The 16,972-nt window shown below is 41.6% G+C and carries 16 protein-coding genes; 4 read left to right on the top strand and 12 right to left on the bottom strand.

Features of this window, described 5'->3' with window-relative positions; translation table 11 throughout:
- Positions 1–13: 13 nt before the first annotated feature.
- Together F994_RS08380 and F994_RS08375 are read left to right on the top strand one after the other, a co-directional pair.
- Positions 14–637, top strand: a complete 624-nt coding sequence (locus F994_RS08380; RefSeq protein ID WP_004649865.1) for a MotA/TolQ/ExbB proton channel family protein — start codon at positions 14–16, stop codon at positions 635–637.
- Entirely contained in the window at positions 637–1,041 is a 405-nt protein-coding gene (locus F994_RS08375) for an ExbD/TolR family protein (protein WP_004649864.1), read from the top strand. Before F994_RS08380 ends, F994_RS08375 begins: the two co-directional genes overlap by 1 nt.
- Positions 1,042–1,426: 385 nt before the next feature.
- Here the strand turns inward: F994_RS08375 and msrA are convergent, their stop codons facing one another.
- From msrA to thyA, 5 genes are all read right to left on the bottom strand, one after another.
- Positions 1,427–1,951: a peptide-methionine (S)-S-oxide reductase MsrA gene (gene msrA, locus F994_RS08370; RefSeq protein ID WP_004649863.1), complete on the bottom strand. Its 525-nt coding sequence runs from the start codon at positions 1,949–1,951 to the stop codon at positions 1,427–1,429.
- Positions 1,952–2,070: 119 nt separating this feature from the next.
- Complete coding sequence (locus F994_RS08365; protein ID WP_004649862.1) at positions 2,071–2,532, bottom strand: META domain-containing protein; 462 nt, start codon at positions 2,530–2,532, stop codon at positions 2,071–2,073.
- Between the two features lie 101 nt (positions 2,533–2,633).
- A complete protein-coding gene (locus tag F994_RS08360) occupies positions 2,634–3,695 on the bottom strand; it encodes an Lnb N-terminal periplasmic domain-containing protein (RefSeq protein ID WP_004649861.1) in 1,062 nt (353 codons plus the stop codon).
- A 28-nt stretch (positions 3,696–3,723) separates the two neighbouring features.
- Positions 3,724–4,236: a dihydrofolate reductase gene (locus tag F994_RS08355; RefSeq protein ID WP_004649860.1), complete on the bottom strand. Its 513-nt coding sequence runs from the start codon at positions 4,234–4,236 to the stop codon at positions 3,724–3,726.
- Positions 4,237–4,345: 109 nt separating this feature from the next.
- Positions 4,346–5,188 carry a thymidylate synthase gene (gene thyA / locus F994_RS08350; protein ID WP_034696958.1) on the bottom strand — a complete coding sequence of 281 codons (843 nt, stop codon included), beginning with the start codon at positions 5,186–5,188 and terminating at the stop codon, positions 4,346–4,348.
- A 459-nt stretch (positions 5,189–5,647) separates the two neighbouring features.
- Between thyA and F994_RS08345 the strand changes: the two genes are divergently transcribed.
- Positions 5,648–6,178 carry a hypothetical protein gene (locus tag F994_RS08345; RefSeq protein WP_004649858.1) on the top strand — a complete coding sequence of 177 codons (531 nt, stop codon included), beginning with the start codon at positions 5,648–5,650 and terminating at the stop codon, positions 6,176–6,178.
- 114 nt (positions 6,179–6,292) lie between these two features.
- Here F994_RS08345 and F994_RS08340 read toward each other — a convergent pair whose 3' ends face one another.
- From F994_RS08340 to F994_RS08330, 3 genes are read right to left on the bottom strand one after another with little or no spacing between them, the layout of a single operon-like run.
- The gene (locus F994_RS08340; RefSeq protein ID WP_004649857.1) at positions 6,293–7,696 is read right to left on the bottom strand and encodes an efflux transporter outer membrane subunit; all 1,404 of its coding nucleotides are present in this window, start codon (positions 7,694–7,696) and stop codon (positions 6,293–6,295) included.
- Positions 7,697–7,708: 12 nt separating this feature from the next.
- Complete coding sequence (locus tag F994_RS08335; protein WP_004649855.1) at positions 7,709–9,688, bottom strand: MacB family efflux pump subunit; 1,980 nt, start codon at positions 9,686–9,688, stop codon at positions 7,709–7,711.
- A gap of 2 nt (positions 9,689–9,690) precedes the next feature.
- Entirely contained in the window at positions 9,691–11,013 is a 1,323-nt protein-coding gene (locus tag F994_RS08330; protein ID WP_004649854.1) for a MacA family efflux pump subunit, read from the bottom strand.
- Positions 11,014–11,667: 654 nt separating this feature from the next.
- On the opposite strand from F994_RS08330, the gene F994_RS08325 reads away from it, so the two are divergent.
- The gene (locus tag F994_RS08325) at positions 11,668–12,117 is read left to right on the top strand and encodes a bacteriohemerythrin (protein ID WP_004649853.1); all 450 of its coding nucleotides are present in this window, start codon (positions 11,668–11,670) and stop codon (positions 12,115–12,117) included.
- Here the strand turns inward: F994_RS08325 and holA are convergent.
- From holA to F994_RS08305, 4 genes are all read right to left on the bottom strand, one after another.
- On the bottom strand, positions 12,114–13,112 hold the full coding sequence (gene holA, locus F994_RS08320; protein WP_004649852.1) for a DNA polymerase III subunit delta: 999 nt from the start codon (positions 13,110–13,112) through the stop codon (positions 12,114–12,116). The genes F994_RS08325 and holA overlap by 4 nt on opposite strands.
- A 16-nt stretch (positions 13,113–13,128) precedes the next feature.
- Complete coding sequence (locus tag F994_RS08315; RefSeq protein WP_004649851.1) at positions 13,129–13,665, bottom strand: LPS-assembly lipoprotein LptE; 537 nt, start codon at positions 13,663–13,665, stop codon at positions 13,129–13,131.
- Positions 13,666–13,843: 178 nt separating this feature from the next.
- Positions 13,844–16,468, bottom strand: coding sequence for a leucine--tRNA ligase (gene leuS / locus F994_RS08310; RefSeq protein WP_004649850.1), 2,625 nt, complete (start codon positions 16,466–16,468; stop codon positions 13,844–13,846).
- A 149-nt stretch (positions 16,469–16,617) separates the two neighbouring features.
- The gene (locus tag F994_RS08305; RefSeq protein WP_004649849.1) at positions 16,618–16,971 is read right to left on the bottom strand and encodes a DUF4124 domain-containing protein; all 354 of its coding nucleotides are present in this window, start codon (positions 16,969–16,971) and stop codon (positions 16,618–16,620) included.
- Between the last annotated feature and the right edge of the window lies 1 nt (position 16,972).

Genomic DNA, 16,972 nt, shown 5'->3' with positions numbered 1-16,972 from the left:
TAGGAGTTCGAGTATGAATTTTTCAGTTTATTGGCAACATGCCGATGCAGTGAGTAAAACCCTGTATTTCGTGTTATTGGCAATGTCGATTACGACATGGACGATCTTCGTTTTACGTTTGATGGGGACTCGCCAACTGAAGCAACAAGCTTATGCTCAACTTTCTCAAGCGTTAAGCAAGTTAAAAGCAAAATTTGCTCCTCTTAATTTTGAGCAACGTAAAGCTGTTGCAGAACAAGCTTTATTGCGTCAAATTTCTGCTGAAAAAGCACAGGCTGAAAAAGGCGTTGCCGTTCTAGGTACGATTGCTTCATTGGCACCTTTTGTCGGCTTATTTGGTACTGTCTGGGGTATTTTCCATGCCTTGGTTGCGGTAGGTAAAAGTGGTCAAGCCGGTTTAGCACAAGTTGCAACACCTGTCGGTGAAGCGTTGATTATGACCGGTTTAGGTCTAGCAGTCGCTATTCCTGCGGTACTGGCTTATAACATTTGTGCACGTGCGAACCGTAGCTTTGCACATGAGTTACAAGACCAAGCACACGGTTTATTAATTGACACTATGTTGCAACAAGATTCTGCTGCACAAAAAGTAGAAGCGAAAGCAACACAACAAGGTTTAGTTGGAGGTCAAGCTTAATGGGCTTTCAATTGGGTGAAGACAACGATGCAGGCATGAATGAGATGAATCTCATTCCACTCATCGATATTATGTTGGTATTGATGATCATCTTCTTGGTGACAGCAACCGTTGCTAACCCATCAATTCCATTAACCTTACCAAAAACCACAGCGGAAATTACTCAGCCGCCGCCTAAAGCAATCACCGTGAGTATTAATGCCAACGGTGAAGTGGCTTGGAATGCCGAAGTAATTAGTTTAGATGAGTTACAAACGCGTTTGAATGAAGCGGGTCAAGCTGAACAGAAGCCAACGGTTCAATTACGTGCAGATAAAGAAGCACGTTATGATACTGTTGCACAAGTCATGTCACGTGCGAGCGAAGCCGGGCTCAGTGATATTGCTTTCCTCAGTGATAACTAATCTGATTATTTAAAAAGTGACCTCAAAGCCTAATGTCAGTCAGCTAAGGAGTTTCGTCATCACCTCCTTAGCTTTTTAGTTCTTCACAACGGAGTCTTATATTTTTAAATCAAATACTTGGAGCTCATCTATTACTTTGGATAAGCCCAAAGTAATCAAAGGCATTGTCATCCGCAAAACTCGTCAAATCCCTTTTATTGATTAATAAATCGCAGAAACTGTATTTTCCCAAATGTAGTCTTGCCTCGAACAGTTGCGGATGACGTTTCCACGTATCGAATAACATCATGAATTTAAAAAATAAAATGCCAGTCAATTTCTTAATTGACTGGCATTAACCTCAAGGTCGCTTTTTTTATCGCTCAAATTTGCCCCAAAATAGACTTTATTCAGACTTCAGTAGGTTTTGAAACTTACTGCGTAATTTCATTAATTTTGGTGGAATCGCAAAGTTACAGTAGCCTTGTGCTGGATTGCGGGCAAAAAAGTTTTGGTGATATTCTTCAGCAGGGTAAAATTTTGGTGCAGGGCTTAGTTCAGTCACTATATTTAAACCCTCCGCTTTGAGTCGATCAATGCTTTGTTGTGCTTGCTGTTGCTGTTCATCATTGAGGTAATAAATCACAGAACGATATTGTGTACCGATGTCATTGCCCTGACGATTTAACGTGGTTGGATCATGAGTGGTAAAGAACACATCTAAAAGTTGTTCAAAGCTAATTTGTGTTTCATCATAATCAATCAAAATGACTTCTGCATGGTTGGTGTCGCCGCGACAAATATCGTCATAATTGGGATGGTCGGTATGACCACCTGCATAACCACTGACGACTTTTTGCACACCTTTAAGCTGTAAAAATATGGCTTCGACACACCAAAAACATCCACCACCAAATAACGCTTGTTGCATGGTTTTATCCTGTATTTGTTTATTGTTTTTTAATATAGGGACTTTTTATGAAGCTACAATGTCTTTATTGATGATTAAAAGTAAAAAGCCTGACTGAACAGACTCTTTATCGCCGCGATTTAGCGCGGTTGAACTGAACTTTTAAACTGAATCAGGACATTGCCATGACGATCAAGCAGTTTGAGTGTTTTACCAAATACTTGATAGTTCGCCACTTGATCTAATGCTTGGTTAAATTTTTGCGAGACATTGTTGTTGTCTAAACATGCCATTTTTGTTCCGGCCATTTGACTCAAGACCAAGGTATCTCGTCCAGCTTCATAGCTGCCCATAATACGATTACAGCCATCTGCGCCAGTTACGCGCTTTGTTGCTGCATCAAATTGTAAGCTTGGAATGTTGTGTGCGGTCGGTGTGGTTTTAATTTCGGTATTGCCAAGATGTGTTGCAATCCAAGTTTTGTTTTGCAATTGAATTAAGTTTGCAGTTTCAATGGTCGCAGAGGCATTGGGCACCGTTTCACAACCTGTAACAGCCAGAGTTGCAGCAATGATGCTGATCGCTAATAATTTTTTTAACATTTTCATGTCTCATTTTTTAATTTAACTTCTAGGCTATATAAGCAAAAAAAGATGGATTTAACTAGCTTTAAATGTATGTTTTTTATTTTGAAGTTGCAATTTTACTGCGGATTCTCGATTTTTCTTTGTGGTAAATTTTGTCGAATAAGCGCTGAATATTGTGTGCTAGAAAGATGATTTAATTCGCTGACCCGTGGGTTGATATGTGCTTTTTCATACCACTGTTTCATGCTAAGGTCATGTGAAATCGCGTTTAAGTCATAAAGATAATTGGGTAAATAACCTGAAGCCAGTAGACGATAATCGGTCGGTAAATGCTGTTTAGATATCGCTTGCACCATATCAAAGACCAGCGTGGTGCAGTTACTGGTGAGGGTGTTATACCATTTGGGTTGTTGTTTTAAGTCATTGGCTTTGTGCAGGTATTGTTCAAATAAAGCGCGACTTTCCGCTTTCGACATGTTGATGGGAAAGAAATAGACCTGTTCACCACGGCTATTACTACGCGTATAAATTAAATCTTTTTCATCCGCAGCCACAAGACTGAGTTCATATTTTCTAAAAAAACCACCAAGGGTCGAAAATTCTTCATTTTTTTCTTTGCGAATTTCTATCGAGAAGGTCAGTGGTGGCGTATTGGCAAAATCAAAACTCACCAAGGTATGGGCAATGCGTGGTCCCATCCAGTAGGAGGTAATGATATTGACTCCTGTGATTTGTTTTAAATCAAACTGGCGAGATTCCCAGTGCTCATCATAACTGCCGTCTGCATGCCAATTAAAATTACGCACATTGTGTAAGGTGACGAGGTCGCCTTGTTGTTCATAGGAAAGCACTTGCGCAACTTCGGGATTCCAGTCACGATCTGGTTTGGCTTCTAAGCCGAAATACCAGTATAAACCGCAGAGCAAGCCAAGCATATATAGCAAGATATCGGTGTGGCGGCTAAAGAAAGCTTGGGTGGCATAAACTCCAACAATACTGAGTGCAAAAGCAATCCAGATGCCAATCAGTATACGGGTCATCAACCCACCCAAAGGTTCTTGAAACCATAAAGCAAGACACAGCCAAATAGAGGACAAAATAACAAACAGACTGAAAATGGAATGTAGTAGTGCCATGCCCAAAGCAGCAAAAAATTCTGTTTTTCCAATATTATGCATATTTGACTGTGATAAATAATGCTTTGCTTTATTTTCGATACGTTGCGAACTCGAAAGCAATCCCTGTTTTGTCGTCAATATGTTGTTCCGCTGAGGCCTTTTTAAATTCAGCGGGAATTTCTGGATAATAGGCATCGCCTTGAACATCAAGTTCGACATGGGTTAATTCTAGTCGGTCCGTAATATGCATGGTTTGTTTGAAAATTTCACCACCGCCAATAATAAAAATGCTGGTCGGTTTTTCAGAAGCTTGCACATCAGCAACAGCTTGAGTTAAAGCGTCTTCAATTGAATACGCGACTTTAGTGCCTTCAAATGACCAGTTGTGGTCACGGGTAATGACCCAGTTGACTCGGTTTGGCAGGGTGCGTCCCATAGACTCTAGCGTTTTACGTCCCATGACCACGACACCACCTTGGGTGATGGCTTTAAAGTGTTTGAGATCAGCAGAAATATGCCAAGGTAAATCATTTGCTTTACCAATGCAGCGTTGTTGATCCATGGCTACAACGTGAACAACTTCTAAATTTTGGAATGTCATAAAGCTCGCCTTATTTGACTGTATCCCCCATTTGTTTTATCCAAGTCCCCCTTTTTTAAAGGGGGATTTAGGGGGATTACGAATTTAGTAGAATGACTAATTAGAAAAATTAAACCGCAACAGGGGCTTTAATACCCGGATGTGATTGGTAATCGACAATTTCGAAATCTTCAAATTTAAATGCGAAGATGTCTTTGATTTCTGGATTTAATTTCAGTTGGCACAGTGGCATTGGCTCACGGCTTAATTGTAATTGTGCTTGTTCAAAATGGTTCACATATAAATGTGTGTCACCACCCGTCCAAACAAATTCCCCCACGTCTAAACCACAGACTTGGGCAATCATATGAGTAAGGAGTGCGTAGCTGGCAATATTAAATGGAACGCCTAAAAACACGTCTGCACTACGTTGATACAATTGGCAAGAGAGTTTGCCGTTCTGCACAAAGAACTGGAACAGGGTATGACACGGTGGCAGGGCAACATTGCCCGCTTCATTTGGATTCCAACCCGAGACAATTAAACGACGTGAATTTGGATTGGTTTTAATTTCGTTGATTAACCATTCAATTTGGTCAAAACCATCTTGCTCATATAGGCCATCCGCTTTTTTCGTCGCACCAAAATTACGCCATTGATGACCGTAAACGGGACCAAGCTCGCCTTCAGGACGACCAAAACGCGCCGTTTGTTCTGCGGTTGACCATTCATCCCAAATTGAAACTTTGTTGTCTTGGAGGTATTTAACGTTGGTGTCGCCTTTGAGGAACCATAATAATTCAATCGCGATGGAGCGAAAATGAACTTTTTTGGTGGTCAATAACGGAAAACCTTGAGCAAGATTAAAGCGCATTTGATGACCAAATACAGAACGTGTACCTGTTCCAGTACGATCGCCTTTGTCGCCACCGTTGTCGAGGATGTGTTGTAAAAGGTCTAAATACGCTTTCATAAAAATTCCAAAAAGTTGAGTTCCCCTAAGCACAAACCAAGTCATTTAAGGCCTGTTGCGAAAGGATCATCTAAGTCGAGTTAACCTAGCAGTCTATACTAAAATGAGGGCTTTTTTAAGCGTTAAGCATGGGCAATTGGGCTGAGGCGAGGGGCCAGAAAGACCGAATTTGAATGTCATATTACTCAGTCATGGGTTGGGATATTGAGAAAAAAGACCTATTACTGCGCTATTTTGGGAGTGAACTTTTTTGCAGATGAATTTAATTTTACTTTTACAGTACTAAAAATAAATTAAAAAATAGCCAGTTAGCGCTTCTGTGTTAACAAAGACAAAATATCTTACATATTTTATATGAAAAATTAACATTCTGGCATTACCATTCACAGCTCATAAATAATCAAGTATGTGTATTGCAAACGGTAAGTGCAGTGCTTAAAGAGAAATTAGAGGTTTGGAATGATTTATGATCAACATGTGGATATGCACGATATTCATGCACCTACAGCAACAGAAATCATTATTCGTTCAAAAGCAGGTCAAAGCTATAAATCTACAGTAAATCCAGATGCGATCATCAGACCAGAAAAATCAAAAAATAAAAACTATACCTCTGGCAGTGCGCAGCGAATTGATATTGATAAATTCACCCAAAGATTGCAAAGTATCACCAGTCAAACCAGTTCAAAAAAATGCGCAAAAAGTATCAGGGTGGCTTTGGAGTCAGCCGGTGCTCAGTTCAAAAGCCATCCGATTGCTGCTTCGGATTGGGGCAACACCTTGATGAAAATTGGTTATCGACAAATTAATCCTAAGTTTGATGCACCTAAACAAGGGGATATTTATATTATTCGCCGAACCAATAAACATACCTATGGTCATATTGCTGGCTTTACTGGTACGCAATGGGTGTCCGATTTTAGACAAAAAAGTTATGATGTTTATAAAGAAAGTGGTTTGACTTACCAATATTATCGTCCTGATTTTTAATTGCTGAAAGATCAGTAAATCGTTTAAATAACAAAAGCCCCAGTTGGGGCTTTTGTTATTTAAACTGATCAAATGATTGTGCCCAAGGGCACTTTTTTTATTGGGGCTTTAAGTTTAAGGCAACTGTTTGATTGGACTACCACCTAAAGCCTGCATCAAGGTGACATAGGCATTGTATTGGCTTTGTTTGGTTTGCACCAAGGACAACTGGGCATTGCGCGTGGTGGCTTGCGCATCTAATAGATTTTTAAGTGCTATTGCGCCGTTACGATAACGCACTTCAGTTAAGCGCTCAGTTTTTTCAGCAAGTTGAACATTACGTTCTTGCAGCGCCACTTGTTGATTAAGTTCGGTGCGTGCCGACAACGCATTTTCAACATCAGCAAATGCCTGATACAAGGTTTGACGATATTGAAGAATCGATTTTTCATAGTCCAAATTACTGATTGCCAAATCTTTTTTCATATCGTTATATTGTAAAAACGGTAAGCTGAGACTTGCACCTAAAGTTAAAGCTGGATTTTGTAATAGATTGCTTAACGATGTACTGGATGAACCTAAATTGCCAGTCAAGCTGATGGATGGGTAGTAACTGGCTTTGGTGGCATCTTTAGTGGCTAAGCTTTTACGTAACCGTAATTCGGCAGCTTGTAAATCTGGACGACGTGCCAGCAAGTCCGCAGGTAAGCCTGCTGCAATGCTGGGCAGCCCAATACGCGGTAAGCGGGCAGGTTCTTGAATATTGAGTTGCTGTACGGGCATGTGCAGTAAAACGGCCAGAGCGCTACGTGCTTCTACGCGCTGTTGTTCAATTTGACTTAAAGTTGCTTTTTGGCTTTGCACCGCTTGTTCCGCAGAGGTCAAGTCTAAACCTGAAACGGCACCTGCACGATATTGGGTCCGCACCAGTTCATAGGTTTTCTGTGTACTGGCTAGATTTTGCTGCGCAATTTGATAACGCTCATTTAGATAACCCAATTGCCAATATAAATTAGCAGTGGTCGCAATTAAGCTTTGTGCGGTACTTTGCAAATCCTGTTCAGTGGCTAGTGCTTCCCAACGTGTTGCTTCGGTTTGGTTTGCCAGTTTTCCAAACAAGTCCAATTCATAGCTGACCCCACCGCTCAGTGACAAGCCACGCGAAGAATCATCACCTGAATTTAGTTCAATATTGTGTCCCGCAGAGATACTTGAGTTGACACGTGGGCCTTGTTTGTTTTGCGCTAAGCCTGCTTGTAAGCGTGCTTGCTGTAAATTAATCCCTGCAACGGCTAAATCAGTATTACTGCTGAGAACTTGATTGACCAATTGATTGAGCTGGGGATCGCCAAACAAAGTCCACCATTGATCTGCATAGATATTAGCATGCACTTGTTGGCTCACGGCTTTGCTGTTTTGAAAATGATTTGGCATGTTTACACTCGGTTGTTGATACGGTGTTTTCACCACCGCAGCGCAACCGAACAGTGAGCTACTCAACATCAGGGCTGTAGCAAGTTTGCTAAAATTCATCTGCATTTCTGAGTATCCTTATTCGCGAGAAAGTGCATCCACAGGATTTAACTGTGCTGCATTACGGGCAGGGATAAAACCAAAGATAATCCCAATCATGCTTGAACAAACAAAGGCTGCAATAATAGAGGTGGTTGAATAGGCCATTTGGAAGGTGTCTCCAGCAAAGTGACTAATCAGTTGTCCAATGCCTAAAGATAAAAGTACACCTAAGATGCCGCCTAAAATACACACCAATACCGCTTCAATCAGGAACTGTTGCAAGATGTCACTTTGCCGTGCCCCAACCGCCATACGCACGCCAATTTCTTGAGTTCGCTCAGTCACCGAAACTAACATAATATTCATCACGCCAATTCCCCCGACAATCAGTGAAATCACCGCAATTGCAGAGACGAGCAGGGTCATAGTTTGTGTGGTTTGCTGAATGGTTTCCCGAATACTGTCCGAGTTCTGGGTAAATACATCTTGCGCGCCATGACGTTGCACCAGTAGGTTTAGGATGGCATTTTCTGCGGCAGCACTTGGGTATTCATCCTTAACACGGACAATGATGCTACGGACATTCGACTGTCCCAGCATACGGCTCATCACGGTTGAGTAGGGTAAGTACACATTTAGGCTGTCGGAATTTCCCATCATCGATTTTTGCGCTTCAATCACGCCAATAATACGACTTGGCACACTGCCCAAAAGGATGACTTGACCGACAGGGTTCGTCCCATCGCTAAAGAAAGTTTTTTGGGTATTGTTATCAATCACCACATCTTGCGCACGTTCAGTCACGCCTTCTTTGTCAAAAGCTTGCCCAGATTGAAAGGTCATACCTTTGACATAGAAAAAGTCTTCACTCACCCCATTCACGGTGGCTGATGCCTCAGTATCTTTAAATCGGGCAGTAACGCTACTGGTGACGGAAGGACTGACACCATCGACATAAGGCTGTTCAGCTAAAGCTTCGCCATCGGCAGGAACCAAGGTTTTAACTTGGGCTGTTTTGGAGTTATCGCCAAAGCCACGACCTTGGAATACGGTAATAGTATTAGTGCCTAAGCTACTAATATTTTCTAAAATCTGCTTTTGTGAGCCATTTCCAAGTGCCACCACTGAAACGACCGATGCAATACCAATAATAATCCCAAGCATGGTCAGGAAGGTACGCATACGGTGGGCATTCATGGCCAATAATGCCATGCGGAATGCTTCAGCCAATCGATCTGCCGCTGAACGCCAAGAAGGCGTTTTCTTTTGTGGCGTACGATCGAGTTGCTGTTGCTCAAGTACTTCACCATCCGACTCAGGGATATTGACGCGATCGGAAATAATATTACCGTCACTAATTTCAATAATACGTGAGGCATTTTTCGCCACGTTCATGTCATGGGTAACAAGGATGATGGTATGACCTTGGGCATTGAGTTCACGTAAAATACGTATCACTTCAATGCCACTGTTTTTGTCCAATGCACCAGTCGGTTCATCGGCTAAGATCACATCGCCGCCGTTCATTAATGCCCGAGCAATCGAAACACGTTGTTGTTGACCACCTGAAAGCTGACTTGGGCGGTTTTGAGTTTTTTCAGCTAAACCTAAGTCAGAGAGCAGCTGGGTCGAGCGTTGTTGCCGTGCAGAAGCATCGACCCCTGCATAAATAGCTGGAACTTCGACGTTGCCCGCGGCAGTCAAATCTCCCAGTAAGTGGTAACGCTGAAAAATAAAACCAAAATATTCACGACGTAGTTGTGCGAGTTCATCGGCTTCTAATTTGCGTGTTTCACGTCCTTTGACCTGATAACTGCCCGATGTAGGTTGATCTAAACATCCGAGAATGTTCATCAGTGTTGATTTACCCGAACCGGATTGCCCAACAATGGCGACCAGTTCTCCAGCGTAAATCTCTAAATTGATGCCCTTTAAAATCTGAATGGTACTTTCCCCAGCAGGGAATTCACGCGTCAGATCTGTGACCTTGAGCAAAGGTGGTTGATTTTGACTCATGATTACATTCTCATTGGACCAGCGCCTGCGCGGTTACTACGTTTTGCCGCATCATTTGAGGTATCTGAAGCATCGGCAATCACCACTTGATCACCTTGTTTTAAGCCTTTGATGATTTGGGCGGTGACGCGATTATTTAAGCCCACCAATACCGCTTGTGGTTTTGCTGTTCCATCAGCTTGAACCACGCGAACCATAGATAAAGATGCTTTACCTTGTTCGATGAGGGATTTTTCTTCCGCAGAAAGCGCTAGACGTTTCGGACGATCCGTCTGAGCTTGATCAGTTGAATTTTTTGCTGTTTGATCTTTTGCTGTATCGCTACGTTTACCTTGAGGGCGGTTTGAGCTTTGTATTGCAGCAGCAGGGATGGTTAATACGTTTTTGGCTTCACTGAGGATGATATAAACTTGTGCTGTCATATCAATACGTAATTTGCCATCTTCATTGGGTACATCAAATAATGCATTGTAATAAACCGCAGTGCTAGACGATGACGTATTGCTGCTTTCGGTATTAATTGAGTCAGGTGCAGGTTCGACTTGGCGTAATTTTGCATAATGTTTTTTATCGCTATTGCCCAAAGTGGTGAAATAAACGATTTGACCTTGTTCAACTTTCATCACATCGGCTTCGGAAATTTCAGCCTTAACGGTCATGGTGTCAAGTTTTGCTAATTTAACAATTGTTGGCGCACTTTGGTTGGCATTTACGGTTTGACCTTCCTCAGTCACAATCGCAACAATTGTTCCGTTCATAGGCGCAACAATTTGGGTATAGCCCAAATCTTCTTTGGCTGTTGCAAGCGTTAAGCGAGATTGTTCAATTTGTGCATTAATTGCCAAAATATCCGCTTGTGCTGTTTTATAGCTTGCCAATGCGGATTCTAACTCTGCACGAGAGGTTGCATCTTGTGCATACATGGCTTGTTGACGCTGATATTCAGATTGAACTTTCGCTAGATTGGCTTGTTTGACTGCCAATTGTGCTTGTTGGTTTTTAATACTGGCTTCAGCCGTTTTTAAATCATTTTCCTGACGAATCGAATCAATTTGGGCAATCAGTTGACCTTGTTTGACTGGGTCACCTAATTTGACATACATTTTTTTCACCTGACCTGAAACCTGTGCACCAACGCTGACCATTTTGGTCGCTTCAAGTACACCTGTGGCAAGCACAGAATCTTCAATATCGCCGCGGCTGACTTCACTGCTAATGTATTGTGGTGGTTGTTCTTTGGGCTTTAAGAAAAACCATGTGGTCACGGCAATCGCAAGAAGACAGACCACAGCAACGATTATTTTGGATGGTTTTATTTTTGGCATAATGATCGTAAGAATTCAAAAAATTGAATAGAGTATAAAAGTTAAATAAGGATAAAACGTGAACTTTTTAAAAACAAATGAGAATTGTTTTCTATTAGGAGGCTTTCAAAAAATTGTTAAAGATCGAATAGGTCAGCTTCTGCATTATACTTTGACATGATTATTGGGAGAGCGAGACTGATATAGCAAAGCGTGATTTTATAAAAATAGCCTGTGACCTAAAGCAAGTTTAAATTCGAGATTAAAAATACTTTTTTGAATGATCTTAATAAAACCTCGCGCATATTTTTTAAATCAATCATTAAAAATATTGTTTGTATCGTCAATGTTCTCAAAAGCCTTATGCTGAGCAGGCACCTTTGAAAAACAGCTTAAACTGTAGAAAGTGCAATGAATTTATATTGCCCAAATCGTATCGGGTTGTTGAATCATTCTATATCGAGCATCTGGTTTCTGATTTTGTAATGTGAATAATTGGGTTGGTCATTTTCTATAAGTGTCTTAAAAATCTATGTTTTATCTATAGATTTAAATAAAAAAAACTTGTAAGATTAAAACCATAAAATAATTATGGGATTGATGATAAAAAACATTAAGCATCATAATTGTACGAAAAATCATTACTTTAATATGGAAAATTGTGAGGGGTGAGAGATGGAATGGAATGAACGTTATAATATTGGAATCGATGTCATTGATAATCAACATCGCCAAATTTTAGATTATATTAATGCATTAGAACACATTAGAATAAGTGGGCAGCGCGATAAAATTAAAGAAGTTTTAGATGATTTAATTGATTATACCCAGTCACATTTTAGCTTCGAAGAAAACTTACTTGAACAAGTGAGTTATCAGTATTTACCTTCCCATAGAGGTATACATGAATTATTTGTTAAAAGACTAAATGATTATCGACATAAATTTGATCAGGGGGAATCTATTGAAAATGAGTTGTATCGATTACTGTCAAAGTGGTTGATTAATCATATTCAACATGATGATCAAGATTATGTCGATGCGGTGCGTGATAATATGCTGCATTATTTACGTGCACAAGAACAGAAAAAAGGTAAAAGTTGGTTTTCACGTTTTTTCAACTAAGTCGTCGATGATAAAAATAACGTTTTACCACACATGCTGCTAATGGCTTGTAAGACTAGATGTTCAGGGTTTTCTTTGGACATCCCTTTAATCGTGGCATCTATACGTAACAATAGGGCAGGCCAAGTCAGAAAACAGTTCGGGTTCAGCCGCCTAAGGGCTTGTTGATATTGACTGACTTTATTTTTCCAAATGCCCAGTTGTAAGGCATTTTGTGGTTGCTCAAACAATTGCATCAGTAAGCGCATTTCTTTGCTAATGCTCCATAAAATCAGACTCATGGGTTCCCCTGAGGCAACCAAATATTGAAAAATTTTAACTGCTTGCGCTAAATTTCCAGCAAGAAGTGCATCATTTAAGTCGTAGGTGGTATAGCGAGATTGATCCTGTAAACATGAGTACAAATGATCAATCTGAATGATATCCACATCGGCAAAAGTATCACTGACCCGCATGAGACTGTTTTTTGCCGCCAGTAGGTTGTGCTCATGGTGCTGTTCAAGCCATTGCCAAGCATCGTTGGCCAGTTTAATCCCGAGCTTTTCTGCCTCAATGCCTAAAATCCGTTGTCGATCTTGCGGATAGTTGGCCGTCAGAGGCACAGTGACGCCATTGGCATCGACCACTTGGAAAAAACTGGATTTTAAACTGCTGCTGTCTTGTTTAGGCATCACCACCAGCAACAGGTTTTGCTCATTGTGTTGAATGTAGTGTTTCAACAGTTTGAGACTACTGGCATCTGGCTTGATGTTGCCATGCACTTCAATCGCCAATTGATTGGAAAAGAGCGATAAGCTATTTAAAGCATTAAAGACAGTTTTCCAGTCACTGACATTGCTAATGTCGTAGCGTTGCCGTTCAATTTCTTGTTTGTGCCAACTTTGACGAAAAGCATCCAGTAAATTTTGTTCCAGTAATGGCTCTTGACCATACATAATCCAAGCGCCGCGAGCTTCATCAACACGTTTCAGTGCTTGTGGATAGTCAAGTTTCATAACTGCAAATCTATATTTAAGGTTGTGTTGCTGGAAGGGTCGGTTTGGTCACAATTTTGGGTAAACGATTAGATGAAATCTGACGCACAATTTGCTGTGCCACATCATCCACGATTACTTGGTTTAAAAACTTTTGTTCTTGGTCGTCGGTGTTCACGGTCGCTACATTATATTGATAGCTACGTGAAGCGGTAATGGTCCGAGGCTCCGTCACGGGATGGCCTTGTGCATCTTCAATACGGAAAGTCACGGTTAAACGCAGTAAGGTTTCTACCAATTTACCGTTCAGCTCATGACGTTGTGGTGTGTACTCCAGTACGCGTAACACATAGGCATCCGGATTATTACTTAGCTGAACACCGGTTGCACCTAAGTAAATCGCCAGTTTTTCGTGTAATTCTTCTGTGTTATTTGGCAGTGCTAAACTCATTTTAGAGTACGCGGCAGGAGCAGTCGTTGGGTTCATGCCTTTTAAATGAAAACCACAACCGACTAAGCTGGCACTTAGACCCAAAGTTAATACAACCGCTGCAACACGTTGAACTAAGTGCATGCTTTTTCCTCTGTTTTATCCCAAAGATGGGTAAATGAATTTCTGAGTTGATTGTAAAGTCAAAGCCCGTTGATTGACAACGGGCTTTGTTTGGCTTTTGTTTAGAAATCCCTCCCGACCTCCCTTTGAAAAGGGAGGAGTTCCCCTCTTTAATAAAGAGGGGTTAGGGGAGATTGAATTAAACCACCAAATTGACTAATTTATTTGGCACCACAATTTCTTTCTTGGTTGGACCGGTTAAGAATTGTTGTACTTCAGGCAATGCTTTGGCTTGAGCCAAAATATCTTCTTTAGAGAGATCAACAGACACTTCCAGCTTGCCACGAAGTTTACCATTGACCTGTACCACAATGGTTTGCGTGTTGCGGGTTAGCGCAGACTCATCCACAACAGGGAATAGGGTTTCAGTTAACTCAATACCGAACTGAGCCAATAAGGTCTGACTTAAATGTGGTGCAAATGGTGCAAGCAAAGTGAGCAAGCTAATAATGGCATCACGTTCAACCGCAACGTCATTATCATCGTTGGCTTCAAATTTATTGCAGGCATTCAATAATTCCATTTGCGCGGCAATGGCCGTATTGAAAGCATGACGACGTTCAATGTCATCACCCACTTTTTGAATGGTTTCGTGGGTTTTACGACGTAAATCTTGTGCCGCTGATGACAAATTCGCAGCATCAATTGCAGCGGCATGGTTGTCTTTTTCCAAGAAACCTGTGGTTAAACGCCATACACGTTTTAAGAAACGGTTTGCACCTTCCACACCGGCATCAGACCATTCAAGCGATTGATCGGGTGGGGCCGCAAACATCATAAATACACGTGCAGTATCTGCGCCGTATTGATCAATAATCGATTGCGGGTCGATGCCGTTATTTTTCGATTTCGACATTTTTTCTTGACCGCCAACCACAACGTCTTGGCCGTCACCTGTATATTTAGCAGAAAGAACACGACCTTTTTCGTCTTTTTCTAATTCAATATCCGCAGGATTAAACCACGTTTTCTTACCTGATTCGGCTTCACGGTAGAAGGTATCAGCTAAAACCATACCTTGAGTCAGCAAGTTAGCGAAAGGTTCATTGCCTTCAACGACGCCTTCATCACGCATCAATTTATGGAAGAAACGGGCATACAATAAATGTAGGATTGCATGTTCCACACCACCAATATATTGGTTGACTGGTAGCCATGATTTTGCAGCTTCAGGTTTAACTAAACCACCGGTGAAATCTGGAGATGCATAACGAGCATAATACCAAGATGACTCTACGAACGTATCCAAAGTATCGGTTTCACGGCGTGCATCTGCACCACAACATGGACATTGGGTTTCATAAAATTCAGGCATTTTATTGAGTGGATTACCTGAACCATCTGGCACCACGTCAGTTGGTAAAATTACTGGAAGTTGTTCTTCAGGTACAGGTACTTGACCACAAGTTTCACAGTTGATCATTGGAATCGGACAACCCCAATAACGCTGACGCGAAACACCCCAGTCACGTAGACGGAACTGAACTTTAGTATTTGCCAGTTGTTGTGGTTCTAATTTTGCAATAAACGCATCAAATGCAGCTTGGAAATCTAAACCATCAAATTCGCCAGAATTAACCAGTTTACCTTCTTTCGAGCCATACCATTCTTGCCACTCAGTTGCAGAAAATTCAGCATCGTCTGCACCTTTGGCATCGATCACTTGCTGGAGGGTTAAACCATATTTGTTGGCAAATTCGAAATCACGTTCGTCGTGTGCTGGAACTGCCATCACCGCACCTGAACCGTATGACATCAATACATAGTTCGCAATCCACACTGGAACTGCTTCACCCGTTACAGGGTGTTTCACAGACAAACCAGTAGCCATGCCTTTTTTCTCGGCAGTGGCAAGATCCGCTTCAGCTACTGAACCCATACGGCATTCTTCAATAAATGCAGCCAATTCGGGATTTGTTTCAGCCGCTTTAAGCGCCATTGGATGTTCAGCGGCCACCGCAACATACGTCACGCCCATCAAGGTGTCACCACGTGTGGTATAAACCGTTAAATCATCAGCATAGATTTCAGGGTTCGCAGATGGAAAGGTGATTTCCATGCCTTGTGAACGACCAATCCAGTTGCGTTGCATGGTCAAGACTTGTTGCGGCCAACCATCTTTAAGCGAATCTAAATCGTCTAATAATTCTTGTGCATAATCGGTAATACGGAAGTAATACATTGGAATATCACGTTTTTCAACCAATGCACCCGAACGCCAACCACGACCATTTTCAACTTGTTCATTGGCAAGCACAGTCTGATCGACAGGATCCCAATTTACCGTTGAAAGTTTGCGATAAATCAGCCCTTTCTTATATAGCTGTACAAATAACCATTGTTCCCAGTGATAATATTCTGGCGTACAGGTCGCAAATTCACGATCCCAATCGACTGACAGACCCAATTTTTTTAACTGGTCACGCATATAAGCGATGTTTTCAAAGGTCCATTTTGCAGGGGCAACTTGGTGTGCAATCGCTGCATTTTCCGCAGGCAGACCAAAAGCATCCCAACCCATCGGTTGCAGGACAGTTTCACCTTTGAGACGGTGGAAACGGCTAATCACGTCGCCAATGGTATAGTTACGCACATGACCCATATGCAGCTTGCCACTTGGATAAGGGAACATCGAGAGGATATAACGATGTTTACCTTCTACAGTGTCGGCAACTTTAAAGGCTTTGCGAGTTTCCCAGTCTTGTTGGACAGTGGATTCAATCGCGCTCGCTTGATATTCAGGGTCAATGTGAGAAATAGTCATATACGTATATTAAGAACAATGGTTAAAAAGTTTGTTACACAGCATAGCGCAAAATGCACTAAAAAGTGAATTTTGCGCCTGACATAAAGCAGAAAATATTGAAGTTTTTAAACAGCAAAAATTATTCCATTGTTGAACCCCGAAATTGATTACTCTTTCGCAGCGGGTGCCTTACTTGGATTGGCTATCTCTCGTACCACAGCTTCAGCCGCATTTGCCGCAGCCAGTCCAACATTGACATGATTTTGCGCTTCTTTTGAGGCATGATTTCCTTCAGCTGTTTCTGTCGCAGAATTTTTAGCCTGTTGTGTGTGGTTATTTGAACCGTATGTCGCTATTTTCCCTTTTTTTTGTGCAGATTTGGGTGGTGGGGTTGCGGTGTAATGGGTCGAACCTTTTGCATCCACCCATTTGTAATATTCTTTCGCGAAGCTGCTGGTCGAACTTAGGCTGAAGCTCAAGCATATCGCCATGAATCCAAATTTGATAAAAGCTGATGACATG

Source organism: Acinetobacter bohemicus ANC 3994 (assembly GCF_000367925.1).
GTDB lineage: Bacteria > Pseudomonadota > Gammaproteobacteria > Pseudomonadales > Moraxellaceae > Acinetobacter > Acinetobacter bohemicus.
Note: the sequence above shows the minus strand (reverse complement) of the source record. Positions and strands in the feature narration are given on the sequence as shown.